Genomic DNA, 12028 nt, shown 5'->3' on the forward strand with positions numbered 1-12028 from the left:
ACTTCAAGCCGCCGTGGCGCGATGAATACCGCTGCACCCGGCCTCGGAGTCGAGGGCGGGCGCAGCGCGAAGGGGGATCAGAAGGCGACGCGCTCCGTCCGGCCGGAGCACGGACTGGTGACAGCCGATCCAGCGGCACGCGGTTGCGGTATTCCGCGTTCCACATTCCGCATTCCTGGCGGATTTTCGCCTTTCGGGTAGGGCCGAAGAGCGTGAAATGCGTCTTGGATCTATGCCGAGGCTGTACCGAAGGGGTTGTCGACGGCATAACGCCACAGCCCGTCCGACCCGCGCCGGGCCACATCCGTGGCTGTCCCCGTCAGATGGACAGGGGCGCCGTCGGGGCCGGTGCCGGAAATGCTCCAGTCGACGATCAGCAGGGCGAGATCGCCCGCCGTGTACGTGTGCCGGACGCTTACCTCGATCGGCAGCCCGAGCGCCAGGAACTCCGCCGTGGCCGAAGCCAGCGCGGCTCCGGTCAGGGGCGTTCCGGGCCGCGGGACGAAGACGGCGTCCGGCGCGTAGACCTGGGCGACCGCCGCCGGGTCACCGGTGTTGAAGGCCGCCGCGAAGACCGCCGGGTGTTGCCCGGGATCGGCGGTCAGGGTGACAGTGGGCGCATGATCTCGTTCGATGCTCATGGCCGCAGCCAAACCGATGCCGAAGCAGCTCACCAAACGGAAAGCCACGCGGGCGCGGGCAGGGGCGGGGCCGGGGAAGCCGGGGGCTGGGACGTCGAGCTGGTCCCGGACGCCGGCGGCCGCACCCGGCGGCCGGAGCCTGACTGTCCCGTCGAGCGCGCGCTCGCGGCGGTGTCCGGGCGCTGGACCACGCTGGTGCTGCGTGAGCTGATGGGCGGGCCGCTGTCGTTCGGCGAACTGGCGGCCCGGCTGCCGGAAATCAGCCCGAAGGTACTCACCGACCGGTTGCGAGCGCTGGAGGGGCGCGGCCTCGCCGCCCGGGACCGGCTGCCCGGCTTCCCGGTCCGCACCTGCTACCACCTCACCCCGGCCGGGGCGGCCCTGCGGCCGCTCCTGGTCGAGCTGTACCGGACAGGGGTGGGGCTGGGGCCTGCGTGATCGGCAGACACGTACCGTCGTCCCGGTGTCGGCGCCCTGACATGCGTTCAGAGACTTTCGGCTTGTGCCTCCGCGTGCGTCCCGCGACGAAAGTCGCGCGCCCGGTCATCCTTCGTGCGGACGAACACCGCCGCCCCGGGGCCCTAGCGTGATCCGCATGACCAGTGACACGGGGGACCGTACTGACGGGCGGACATGGCGGCGGACCGCGCTGGGGGTCGTGGCGGGAGTGCTCGCCGCCGCGGCCGTGGGTGCGGTCTATTGGTGGCAGGGCTGGAACCTGGGCCCCGGTGCGGCCTTCCTGTCCGGTAAGGCCGCGGTGAAGGCGGGCTTCTTCGTCGCCGCCGGAGGCCTCGCCACAGTGACCGTGTGGTGGCAGGGGCGCCGGGCGTCGCGGTCCAGGCCGCCCGAGAAGTAGAGACCGAGACCCACGGGCAGCCTTTGGCCGGCCGGCTCTACCGACTGACCTCGCCCGCGTTCGGCGAACTGCCTGCTCGCGCCCGCCGGCCTCGGAGCCGCGTGTGCGCGGGCGTGAAGGCCCCGAGAGGGCTCGGGGCCTTCCTGTCGGCTGCGTGCGAACGGCCGTCGGCCCGCCCGTGCGGCGTGTACGTCACGCTCCGCCCGGTGCAGCAAGGTCTGCCGCACGGAGCCGAAGCCGGTGTCGGTGTCGGTGCCGGTCCCGGTGCCTCAGCTCAGCACCGACCGCGTCCACGGAGCGCACGCGGGTGCCGATCCCGGGGACGCGCCCGGCTGTCAGCCGGGGGTGTCATGTCGCTCGGCGGTACGGGGCTCAGGGACCCGTCTCAGTCGCCGATGCCGGAGCTGCCGATGCCCGAGTTGCCGATGCCGTGGCTGCCGAGGCCCGTGTTGGCGATGCCCGCGTTACCCAGTCCCCAGTTGGCGATGCCGGCGTTTCCGACGCCGTGGTTGAAGGCGCCGGCGTTCCCGACACCCTCGTTGAGGGCACCGGCGTTCCCGACACCGTCGTTGAAGACACCGGCGTTCCCGACGCCGTGGTTGCCGATGCCTGAGCTGCCCACGCCGTCGGCGCTGGCCGCGCTCGCGCCGACGGCGGCCAGCACTGCCGCGGTACCCAGCGCGATCGCCACACGCAGAAGAGTCGTACGCATCATCACATACCTCCTACTTAATGGACCTTTGCACCGATATCCCTAACATGCGATCACACCGGATGTGGGGACGACATGCCGCCCGCAGCCATCCGGCAGGGGCGCACGCCACGTATGCACCGACTCGGTCGACCGCGATGTTCAGCGGCCTGCCGGGCCTGGACGGCGGGCCGGTCGGCGGCCAGGCGCGTCGGGCGGAGGAAGACGGTCGTTCGGCCGCCCGGCCGATGGCGGCCCGGTCAGATTCCCGCCGCCGCGGGCGCCGGGTCGGCGACCACCGGCCGCACGTGGGCCAGCAGCAGCTCCAGGAACCGGTCCGGCCGCCGGAAGGCCGCGAAATGGCTGCAGTCCTGGATCAGTTCGAAGCCCTTGACCGGCGCACGGACGGCGTCGAAGAAGCGACGGGCGAGCGCGGGCGGCGTCAGGACGTCCTTCTCTCCCTGGAAGATGAAGAACGGGATCTCGAACTCGGTACCGTCCGCCCAGTCGTCGAACCCGGACGCGCTCGCGGTGATCTGCTCCGAGAAGGTCATGCCCTTGACGAAGAGCCCCATCTCCCGCAGCGAGTGCCGCGGCGAGCACCACAGGGACCCCATGACGACCTTCTTCATCGTTTCCAAGGTCAGCGGGTCGCTGGTGGCCAGCAGCTTGGCGTACATCGCGCGCTCGCGGGCCGTCCACCGGTGCTCGTCGCGGCCGAGCGCCTCGACGGCGGCCAGCTCCTTGCGCTTTCCGGCACCGCGCAGGCGGGTGAGCAGGGCCTGACGTACGGAGTCGTCGCGGCCGGCGTCGTGGATGTTCTGGTCGGTGCCGACGTACGCGGCGTAGCGGTCGGGGAACTCGCGGGCGAGCCGCACGCCGAAGGCGCTGCCGTAGGAGTGGCCGAGCAGGACGACCTTGTCGGCGCGCAGGCGGGCGCGTATGTGGTCGGTGACCTCGACAGCGTCCGCGTAGATCCGGTCGAAGGTCATCTCGCCCTGCCCGTCGGCGCCGCCGTGGCCGAAGGTCTTGAGGGAGCCGCGCATGTCCCAGCGGACGATCGTGAAGTACTTCTCCCAGGTTCTGGTGCGCGGCCCGAAGATCGCGGTCGAGGCTCCGGGGCCGCCGTGCAGTTCGAGGACGACGGGGTTGGCCAGGTCCTCGCCGCGGACCGAGATCCACTGGTCGATGCCGCCGATGCGGACGAAGCCCTGCTCGTCGATGCCGTTCGGGGTGTCGATCCGCATCAGGGAGGCGTTGCGGGAGCGCCTGAAGGCCCGGTGGGCGAGCAGTCCGGTCGTGGGCGCCGCGAGGAGTGCGGCGGCGGAGGTGGCGACGATGGTGGCGATCATGACTCTCCTTGGATCCGTGCAGCGCAACTGTATATGCCGTAAGCGGTTGGCTATACGTTATAAACAGTTAGGATGGAGTGTCAATGGGAGACGCGAGGAGACGAGCATGACGGCGAAGAAGCGCGGCCAGGCGAACGGGCAGGAGCCACCCGGGCCGGCCGCGAAGCAGGGCGGCGCGAGGGCGAGTGTCGCGCTGCTCTGGGGCGAACAGGAGCCGCCGAGCCGGGGCCCGAGGCCTTCGCTCTCCGCGGCCCGGATCGCCGGGGCGGCCATCGGGATCGCCGACGGGGAGGGTCTGGACGCGGTCTCCCTGGCGCGGGTCGCCAAGGAGTTCGGTGTCACCGCGATGGCGCTCTACCGGTACGTTCCCGGCAAGGCGGAACTCCTCGACCTGATGGTCGACCTGGCCATCGGCCCCCCGGCCCCAGTCGCGGACGTCCCCGGCGGCTGGCGCCCGCAGCTGACCGAGTGGGCCAGGCGGTGCTCGGCCGTGTACAGCCGCCACCCGTGGGTCCTGGCGGCCACCGGCATGCGCCGCCAGATCATGGGACCGAACCAACTCGGCTGGCTGGAAACGGCGTTGGCCGCGCTGATCGGCACCGGCCTGTCGGCCGCCCAGCGGCATGACACGTTCCTGCTGCTCGTGGGCCATGTCCGCAACGTCGCCCAGCAGTACGTGGACCACGACGAGGCGGCGAGCGCGGAGTGGGCGCAGCTCACCGCCGACGTCCTGGAGCGCCACGCGGACCGCTTCCCCGCGCTCACGTCGGCGATCGCGGAGGGCGCCTTCGCGCCACAGGGCAGGGACCCGCTGGACTTCGGCCTGAACCGGATCCTCGACGGGGTGGAGGCCCTGATCACCCGGCAAGCCGGTCCCTAGCGCCGCGTCCGGCGACGTCCGTCCTGGTGACGGCCTCGCGTAGTCGCCCGTCGGCGGCTCGACGGTGGAGCAGCCTGGGTCAGACCCCCCAACCACCCCCCGCACCCCGCTGCGGACGGGGGCCCGTTCCCGCGGGCACCTGGCCCGTGGTGATGAGGGGGGCGGCATCGATGACGGCCTGGTGGTTGGTCGAGTACCGGCAGTTCTCGGACTGCTCCGCCAACGTGAGGTCCCGGGTCGGGACGAGGGGGGCGTCCACGATGAGCACGGTGCCCTTTGCGAACCGCTAGTGGGGTTGGAGCGCGAGCATGGGCCCGAGGTGGTCGATGATGCGGTCCGCCGCCGACGTAGACACTCCGGAGAAGGGAGCGAGCTGGCGCAGTGTCGAGTTCGCTCGCCTAGGCCGCGACCAGACAGGCCGCTGCGCGTAAGTGTCAGTCGATCAGCAGTTCGTCAAGGCGCTGGACGGACCTCGGGGTGTCCATCTCGTCCGCCATTGCCACCAGTCGAGCGTGGTACTGCCGGGTGATGGGCAGATCGTCCTCATAGATCCACGAGCACATCGTGTCGAACGCCAAAGCCTCCTCCCCGTGCGAGAGCAGGTGGCGAACGTCCGTGATGACAGCCTCCGCGGTGAGCGGCGACTCCTCCAGGAGCGCCACCACACGTGCTCGATACGACAGGCTCACGAGCTGTCCCCCTGCCAGAACTCAGCGGACCGATGACATCGGACATCCTCGTCTCCAGCCAAGGAGCTGTCGACTCGCCCACCCGTAACGGGACAGCCCTTAAAGGTTGTTGCAGAAGGTCTGCCTCGGACAGGTTGGGGTGCCGCTTGAGTGAGCCCGGTGCCCAGGTAGACGCCGTCCGCGATCACCGTCGCGAACCGGTCCATCCGCAACCCGGTGAACGTCTCCACCCACACCGACTCAGCCCGCAACACCCCACCCATACACGCGGAATGCCCCGAGCTGAGGCTTCTGCAACAACTTTTAGGCGTGGCGGACGGGCGCCAGGGGCGACGGGAGGACGGCGGGGCGGTCGAGGAAGGCGAGCACGGCCCGCTTCTCCGGCAGGTACACCTCGGGCAGGTCGAGCTCCGGGAGGGTGATCTCGCCCTGCCGGACGAAGCCGAGCCGGTTCAGCAGGGCGAGCGCCTTGGCGTTCGAGGCGTCGGGCTCGGCCACCGCGCGCAGGACGGCGGGGTCGCGGAAGGTGAACCGGATGAGCGAGCCGATGAGGGTCCTGCTGAATCCGGGCCGGGGCCGGCCGGTGATCGGGGCCAGCATGAGATGGACGCCGATGTCGCCCTCCCGCACGGCGTAGCAGTCGCTCACCCGGTCCTCGGCGGGCTCGTACGTCTGGAAGAGCGCCACGGGCTCGTCGTCCAGCCGGACCATGAACGCGTGATGCGTCTCGCGGCGGTCCACGTCCTCGTAGATCTCCTGGACGAGTTCCCGGCTGGCATCGTTCATGCCCCAGAACTGCGCGCGCTCCTCGACGACCCAGGAGTGCAGCACGGCGGAGTCCGCGACGGGGTCGACCGGGGCGAAGCGGACCGTGCCGAAGCCTTCGACGGTCTCGGTCATGACGTCCGCGCGCGAGGAGACGAGGGGGGGGTGGACTCGGGTCTCCTACAGGTTCCGTTTCCGGTTGGGGGCGGGGCGCATGCGCGGCCCCGAGGTTAGGCTGCCCTAACTATAGAGACTCCTAGAAGAGGGTCCTGAGGGGCCCGGCGCTGCTCGGTGTCGTACCGGTCGGGCCGGCCGCCGTCAGGCCCCGTAGCGCATGCGCCCCAAGGCCGTCATCGGCCGGTCGTGCGCGGCGACCGGAGCCGGGAGGCAGGTGGAGCCGGTCAGGTAGCGGTCCACGGCCGCTGCCGCCGCCCGGCCCTCGGCGATGGCCCACACCACCAGCGACTGCCCCCGACCCGCATCGCCCGCGACGAACACTCCCGGCACGCGACCGCCACCCGCCGCGAAGCCCGCGTCCCGCGCGAAGTTGCCGCGCTCGTCGAACTCCAGCCCCAGCTGCTCGCGCAGGCCGCCGGCCCGCTCGGGGCCCGAGAAGCCGAGGGCCAGCAGGACCAGGCCGGCCGGTATGACGTCCTCGGTCCCGGCCAGGGGGCTGCGGGCCACCGGCTCGACGGCGGTCAGGTGCAGCGCCCTTACCCGGCCTGCCGCGTCCCCCTCGAAGCGCAGGGTGGCGCAGGCGAACAACCGGGGGTCGCGGCCCTCGCGCCCGCGGGCCTCCTCGTGGGCGTGGGAGATGCGGTACGTCCTCGGATACACCGGCCAGGGCTCGTCGTCGGTCCGGCCCGCCCCGGGCTCGGGGTTGATGTCGAGCTGGAGCACGGAGATCGCACCCTGCCGCAGGGCCGTGCCGAGGCAGTCGGAGCCGGTGTCTCCGCCACCCACGATCACCACGTGCCGGCCTTCGGCACTGACGGGCGACACGGGGTAGTCGCCCTCGCGCACCCGGTTGGCGCAGGTCAGGTAGTCCATGGCCTGGTGGATGCCATGGAGCGAACGGCCGGGGACCGGCAGCTCCCGGCGCTCACCGGCCCCGATCGCGACGACTACGGCGTCGCACGCGCCGCGCAGCTCGTCCGCTCCGGCTCCGGTCGTGCCGCCGACGTCAGCGCCCGTGACGAACACCGTGCCCTCGGCCCGCATCTGCTCGATGCGGCGGTCCAGGTGGCTCTTCTCCATCTTGAACTCGGGGATGCCGTAGCGCAGCAGTCCGCCGATCCGATCGGCCCGTTCGTGGACCGTGACGCGGTGACCGGCCCGGGTCAGCTGCTGCGCCGCGGCCAGTCCGGCCGGACCGGAGCCGATGACGGCCACCGACTTGCCGCTGTGCCTCTCCGGGGGCCTGGGGGCCATGTAGCCGAGCCGCAGGCCCTCGTCCGCGATCGTCTGCTCGACGTTCTTGATGGTGACCGGGTCCGCGTTGATCGTGAGGACGCAGGCGTCCTCACAGGGGGCCGGGCAGAGCCTGCCCGTGACCTCCGGGAAGTTGTTGGTCGCGTGGAGCCGCTCGTACGCGGCACGCCAGTCCCCGTGGGCGGCGTACGCGTTCCACTCGGGTATGAGGTTTCCCAGCGGGCAGCCGGTGTGGCAGAACGGTATGCCGCAGTCCATGCAGCGCTCGGCCTGCCGTGAGACGAGCGGCAGCAGCGCCTGGCCCGCGTAGACCTCGCGCCAGTCGCCGAGTCTTTGTTCTACGGGGCGGGCCGGGACCGCCTCGCGGGGGATCCTGAGGAAGCCGAACGGATCGGTCACGCGCCGCCTCCCTGGATCGTGGGCGCGGTGAGCGGCACGGCCCGCGCACCGTGTCGCTCGTACGCGCATTCTGTGGCGGTTCAGCCAGATTACGCCGCCTCCGCGGCCGTGCCCTGGGGGATCGAAGCGGGTGACCGGACGGGTGCGGAAGGTGACGCCCTCGCGGGAGTGGACCGGCCGCGGTTTCGGCCCCGGCCGACCGAGCCGAACGGACCGGGCGGGCCGGACCCGGCGGGCCGGACCGGGCAGGGGCTCACCGCGCCCGTGCCCGAATCCCGTGGCTCGCGCCCCCGGCGACTCCCGCCCTAGTTGAACGGTTCCAGTGTCATGAAGGCCTCTTGCGGGTTGCCGTCGTGGACCAGCGACTCATGGGCGCCGACGTCGTCGAAGGCGAAGCCGTACGCCTTAGCGTCGGCCATCTGCCCGTGGATGATGCGGGAGTAGTGGTTGGTGACGGCGTCACGGTAGAAGTCGGTGTCGTTCGCGTCCGGTTGGCCGGGGTTGGTCAGGAGCGTCGACCGGTTGAAGCCCGCGCACAGGGTGCGGGCGATCGGGCCGCGGACCAGGTCGTTGGGTGCGTCCAGGAGCTTGTAGCAGCCGAAGACGCTGTCCGAGTCCGGCTTCTGGAAGCTGGTGACCACCGCTCCCGATCCGTTGGTGAAGTTCATGACGTTGCCCGAGACCCGGCCGTAGTACTTGGTGTTCGGCTGGTTCACGAAGGGCGTCACGGTGAGCGTGGAGGAGCTGTACTTGTTCCAGACCCGGTTGATGTAGTCGTTCATGACACCGGCCGGGATCCCGCCCGCCTCGATGCCGTGACCGGGCGAGAGCGCGCGCAGCGGCTTGCCGTCGGGGCCGTTCTGGATCAGTCCGCCCCAGCCGGCCGAACGCAGCTGGCCGAAGACGGCGTTGTAGCCGCCCGGCTTCAGCCGACCCGTGTTCGTGACCGCACCGTCGGCCGCTTTCACGCCCACCGCGTACGGAGCCGAGAACATGTCGACCTGGGTGCTGTTGATCCACAGGCCGGCATCGTTGAGCGTGTACTCGGACCAGTTGAACAGGACGTTGCGGTTGGGGTCGGAGGGGTTCTGCACGGCAGGCTGCACCAGGCCGCCGGTGCTGAGCTTGAAGACGATCTTCTGGCCTATGGAGAAGTAGACGCGTCCGGAGAACTTGGGTATGCGGATCGTCTTGGTCTGCCCGCTGGCCGGACCCGCGATCGACGCGTCGGGCGCGGGGGTGGGGGGATTGCCTCCCACGGGCCAGGGGTGGAATCCGCCGTTGGCGTCGGCCCAGCCCTGCCGGCCGGTCGTGAGCTGCGTGCCCAGGTTGTACACGTATACCGGCTCGCTGCGTCCCGAGTTGTTCTTGATCGTGAGCGGGATGGTGGCCGGTACGGCCTCTGCGGCCGACAGTGGACCGACCGCCATCAGGCCGGCGGCGACCGCGAGCGCCGAGAGCCCGGACGCCAGCACTTTCGATAAGCGGAACACGACTTTCCTCCTTGTGGGGCACCTTGCAGTGGGGGGAGGTGCGGTGCTCTCGATGGCCTGGGTATTGACGGCTGAGAGCGCTCTCAGCTTCGATCTGCGTTCAAGTCCTGTCAATGGCAGGTCCGGTTCTGCTCTAAAACGGCGCAGGCGCTTGCGTGAACCTCTCCGAGACGTCCCCGACGAGGTCGATCCCCTCGGGGTGCAGTGTCATGACGGGAGCGCCGGGTGACAGGTCGAAGCGGTCGATCTCGGCCCACAAGAGGTTCGGACTGGTGGACAGTTCGAAGAAGTACCGCTTGCGGGTGAGGTCGCAGACGGTGCGGTACTCGGTGTTGTAGGTCCGGAACCTTCCCTCCCGGTACGGCGCGCCGAACGGCACCGAGGCGTTGCGAGTGACGGCCAGGATTCCGGCGACCGCCTGCCGGTCGTCCGCCGGCTCGGGCAGCAGTGCGCTGAAGTAGGCGGCGCGCTGGAAGCGGTCGACCGCGTTGACGTTTCCGGGCAGGGGTACATCGCTGCTCGGCCGGTCGTGGCCGAGCACCTGCACGGCGCGCACCTTTTCCCGCAGCAGGCGCAGTTGTTCCTCGTAGGAGGGTTCGTTCGTCATGATCGTGTAGCTGCGGTCGTGGTGCACCCGCCGCCGACCCTCGATGTACTCGATGATCGCGGAGTCGCCGGACCCGTCCTCCAGGGCCACGTGCACCGAGGCCCGGAAGCCGCGCAGCTCGACCGGTACGAGTTGGCAGGCGTCGAGCAGGCCCAGGGCTTCCTGCACGGTCTGGGCACCGTCCAGCAGGTACTGGATCCACAGGGCGATCTGGAGGCCCGGCCTGCCGGGGTCACGGGGGCCGAGGTCGGTGCTGTCCAGGTACAGCATGTGCGCCGCGAGGCCGGCCTCGTTGAGGCCGTCGGCCGTTCCGGCACCGTAGACGGTCGTCACCAGGCTGCCGAATCTGCTGGTCCACAGCAGGGGGTTGTCGCCGACGACGGTGGTGTCCCCCAGTCGGCCGCCGTTGCGCTCAAGCCCTCGGGGGAAGACCGTCAGGACCGGCTCGGTCGATTCCGGCCAGTCCATCGTCCGGCCCGCGAGGACGGCGTGGTTGTTGGTGTTCCACAAGATCCGCGTACACATGGGGAATCCCTCTCTACGTGAGCCGTACGCATCGGCTCGCGGCCGAGGCGTGTACCCCGGGGACACGGCTCGTACTGTCCGAAAGAGACGGCCTATCCGGTGGGCCGCGACCGGGCGTGGGCCCGGTCGCGGAACCACGCGCACACCCCCACCAGCACCGCCACCCCCACGCCGTACACCGGCAGCCACAGGGTCGTCGTGGCCGCCAGGCACTCCGCAACAGCCTTACGGGCCTGGTCCGCCTGTACGAACGCCAAGGCCGCCCCGTCACTGCCGGCCAGGTTCCCGAGGCCGGCCTCCACCTGCAGGGCCTGGTACCTGCCCACCAGCACGCAGTCGCCGCGCGTCGCCGGCATCGGGAACAGCCAGGCTCGGCGCTGCAGGAGCGGGGCGAGTGCGATCGCCACGCACAGGCCGACGACCAGCGAGTACGCGACGAGGCCGCGCAGGTACGGGGAGCGGATGTCCGGGTTCCACTCCGCCCGCCGCTGGAAGGCGAGCATCACCGCGAGCAGCGTCACCCCGATGAACGTGGCGAACCACTGCCACGAACCCTGGGCGAGTGCGAACGTCAGCACCGCGGCGAGTCCGATGCCGATGACCCCGGGAGCGGGAATGCCATCGCCTGCTGCGGCGGTCACGGGCCTCGGGGTCACTCCCGGTCCGGATTCACGCACGGGCCTCTCCTGCGGGGCGGGGAGGCCCAGCATGCGCCGCGGGGCGCCGCGGCCCGGGGCGCCATGCCGTACGCGCCCTGCGCCCCGCCCGGATGGCCCGCGCCCGGCCGAGTCCCGCCGGAACGCCGGCCCTGAACGGGTGGCCGGCGCTCAGCGGGAGTCGTCGGGCGCGGCGGTCGCGGCGCGGCGGAACTCGGCGTTGATGCGCTGGGCCTCTTCGAGCTGGTCCTCCAGGATGACGATGCGGCAGGCCGCTTCGACCGGGGTGCCCTGGTCCACGAGCTCTCGGGCGCGGGCCGCGATCCGCAACTGGTAGCGGGAGTACCGGCGGTGACCGCCCGGGGACCGCAGCGGTGTGATCAGACGAGCCTCGCCGATGGCGCGCAGGAAGCCGGGGGTCGTGCCGAGGAGTTCGGCGGCCCGGCCCATCGTGTAGGCAGGGTAGTCATCGTCGTCCAGCCGGCCGCCGAGCGAGTCATCCGCTGTCATCTGCACCTCTTCTTAGAACGCGTCGAAGGGCCTTGGTGCCGTACGACACCAAGGCCCTGAAGGGAATTCAACACCATCTGTCGGCCTCAGCGCTGCGCCGACCTTCTGTTACCCGCGGTCGCGCCCTGGAGACGGGCGGGAGAGCGGGGATCGTGAATGCCTGACCGGGGACCACCTGCCGTTCGGGGGTCGTGCGGTACCCGGGCCGTGTGCGTCCTGCCCGGGCGATCCTGATGGTGTCTGCTTCCCCCCTCCTTCGATCTTGGCTACGAGAGAAACCATAGGCGTGGCAGGGCCGGATGTCTACCTTGGCGGTGATAGGTTTTCTCGTGTCGAAGGCCAATAGATCTTCTCCCGACCGGCACAGCCCCGGCACGGCACGGCCGCAGCACCGGCACAGCGTGAGAGCCCGACCGGACGTGCCGGTCGGGCCCTCATGTGCCGTGCCGGCGGTGTGCCGGTGCTGTGCGGTCAGGCAGATACCGATACGGGCGCCGGCTCGCCGAGCATCGCCGAGGCCCGCTGGAACGGGT

13 protein-coding genes and 2 pseudogenes are annotated in these 12028 nt (G+C 70.7%); 3 read left to right on the top strand and 12 right to left on the bottom strand.

Annotated features, from left to right (window positions below; all coding sequences use genetic code 11):
• Positions 1-230: 230 nt before the first annotated feature.
• The gene (locus Sspor_RS39910) at positions 231-641 is read right to left on the bottom strand and encodes a YybH family protein (RefSeq protein ID WP_202204185.1); all 411 of its coding nucleotides are present in this window, start codon (positions 639-641) and stop codon (positions 231-233) included.
• Here Sspor_RS39910 and Sspor_RS39915 point away from each other — a divergent pair.
• The gene (locus Sspor_RS39915; RefSeq protein WP_202204186.1) at positions 621-1079 is read left to right on the top strand and encodes a winged helix-turn-helix transcriptional regulator; all 459 of its coding nucleotides are present in this window, start codon (positions 621-623) and stop codon (positions 1077-1079) included. The genes Sspor_RS39910 and Sspor_RS39915 overlap by 21 nt on opposite strands.
• A gap of 157 nt (positions 1080-1236) precedes the next feature.
• Positions 1237-1497, top strand: coding sequence for a hypothetical protein (locus Sspor_RS39920; RefSeq protein ID WP_202204187.1), 261 nt, complete (start codon positions 1237-1239; stop codon positions 1495-1497).
• A 385-nt stretch (positions 1498-1882) separates the two neighbouring features.
• Here the strand turns inward: Sspor_RS39920 and Sspor_RS39925 are convergent, their stop codons facing one another.
• Positions 1883-2209, bottom strand: coding sequence for a hypothetical protein (locus Sspor_RS39925; RefSeq protein ID WP_202204188.1), 327 nt, complete (start codon positions 2207-2209; stop codon positions 1883-1885).
• Between the two features lie 239 nt (positions 2210-2448).
• A complete protein-coding gene (locus Sspor_RS39930) occupies positions 2449-3540 on the bottom strand; it encodes an alpha/beta fold hydrolase (protein WP_202204189.1) in 1092 nt (363 codons plus the stop codon).
• Between the two features lie 106 nt (positions 3541-3646).
• Here Sspor_RS39930 and Sspor_RS39935 point away from each other — a divergent pair, with 106 nt between their 5' ends.
• On the top strand, positions 3647-4420 hold the full coding sequence (locus Sspor_RS39935; RefSeq protein WP_202204190.1) for a TetR/AcrR family transcriptional regulator: 774 nt from the start codon (positions 3647-3649) through the stop codon (positions 4418-4420).
• Positions 4421-4583: 163 nt separating this feature from the next.
• On the opposite strand, the pseudogene Sspor_RS39940 reads toward Sspor_RS39935, so the two are convergent.
• From Sspor_RS39940 to Sspor_RS39975, 9 genes and pseudogenes are all read right to left on the bottom strand, one after another.
• Positions 4584-4817, bottom strand: a pseudogene (locus tag Sspor_RS39940) (IS5/IS1182 family transposase); the annotation flags it as partial.
• 37 nt (positions 4818-4854) lie between these two features.
• The gene (locus Sspor_RS39945; protein ID WP_237404467.1) at positions 4855-5085 is read right to left on the bottom strand and encodes a MafI family immunity protein; all 231 of its coding nucleotides are present in this window, start codon (positions 5083-5085) and stop codon (positions 4855-4857) included.
• Positions 5086-5291: 206 nt separating this feature from the next.
• Positions 5292-5372: pseudogene (locus tag Sspor_RS41705) on the bottom strand (IS5/IS1182 family transposase); the annotation flags it as partial.
• Positions 5373-5412: 40 nt separating this feature from the next.
• Positions 5413-6009, bottom strand: a complete 597-nt coding sequence (locus Sspor_RS39950; RefSeq protein ID WP_202204192.1) for a GNAT family N-acetyltransferase — start codon at positions 6007-6009, stop codon at positions 5413-5415.
• Between the two features lie 183 nt (positions 6010-6192).
• Complete coding sequence (locus tag Sspor_RS39955; RefSeq protein WP_202204193.1) at positions 6193-7704, bottom strand: glutamate synthase subunit beta; 1512 nt, start codon at positions 7702-7704, stop codon at positions 6193-6195.
• 305 nt (positions 7705-8009) lie between these two features.
• A complete protein-coding gene (locus Sspor_RS39960) occupies positions 8010-9197 on the bottom strand; it encodes a glycoside hydrolase family 64 protein (protein WP_237404468.1) in 1188 nt (395 codons plus the stop codon).
• 133 nt (positions 9198-9330) lie between these two features.
• Complete coding sequence (locus Sspor_RS39965; protein WP_202204194.1) at positions 9331-10329, bottom strand: linear amide C-N hydrolase; 999 nt, start codon at positions 10327-10329, stop codon at positions 9331-9333.
• A 92-nt stretch (positions 10330-10421) separates the two neighbouring features.
• Entirely contained in the window at positions 10422-10970 is a 549-nt protein-coding gene (locus Sspor_RS39970) for a hypothetical protein (RefSeq protein WP_237404469.1), read from the bottom strand.
• 186 nt (positions 10971-11156) lie between these two features.
• A complete protein-coding gene (locus Sspor_RS39975) occupies positions 11157-11495 on the bottom strand; it encodes a MerR family transcriptional regulator (protein ID WP_202204195.1) in 339 nt (112 codons plus the stop codon).
• Positions 11496-12028 lie beyond the last annotated feature (533 nt).

The organism is Streptomyces spororaveus, from assembly GCF_016755875.1.
GTDB classification, from domain to species: Bacteria; Actinomycetota; Actinomycetes; order Streptomycetales; family Streptomycetaceae; genus Streptomyces; species Streptomyces spororaveus.

Excerpts from the sequence above, each read along its gene's own strand:
- Sspor_RS39915 (WP_202204186.1), top strand. The coding sequence starts at position 621 with ATGATCTCGTTCGATGCTCATGGCCGCAGCCAAACCGATGCCGAAGCA.
- Sspor_RS39910 (WP_202204185.1), bottom strand. The coding sequence starts at position 641 with ATGAGCATCGAACGAGATCATGCGCCCACTGTCACCCTGACCGCCGAT.
- Sspor_RS39920 (WP_202204187.1), top strand. The coding sequence starts at position 1,237 with ATGACCAGTGACACGGGGGACCGTACTGACGGGCGGACATGGCGGCGG.
- Sspor_RS39925 (WP_202204188.1), bottom strand. The coding sequence starts at position 2,209 with ATGCGTACGACTCTTCTGCGTGTGGCGATCGCGCTGGGTACCGCGGCA.
- Sspor_RS39930 (WP_202204189.1), bottom strand. The coding sequence starts at position 3,540 with ATGATCGCCACCATCGTCGCCACCTCCGCCGCCGCACTCCTCGCGGCG.
- Sspor_RS39935 (WP_202204190.1), top strand. The coding sequence starts at position 3,647 with ATGACGGCGAAGAAGCGCGGCCAGGCGAACGGGCAGGAGCCACCCGGG.
- Sspor_RS39950 (WP_202204192.1), bottom strand. The coding sequence starts at position 6,009 with ATGACCGAGACCGTCGAAGGCTTCGGCACGGTCCGCTTCGCCCCGGTC.
- Sspor_RS39965 (WP_202204194.1), bottom strand. The coding sequence starts at position 10,329 with ATGTGTACGCGGATCTTGTGGAACACCAACAACCACGCCGTCCTCGCG.
- Sspor_RS39975 (WP_202204195.1), bottom strand. The coding sequence starts at position 11,495 with ATGACAGCGGATGACTCGCTCGGCGGCCGGCTGGACGACGATGACTAC.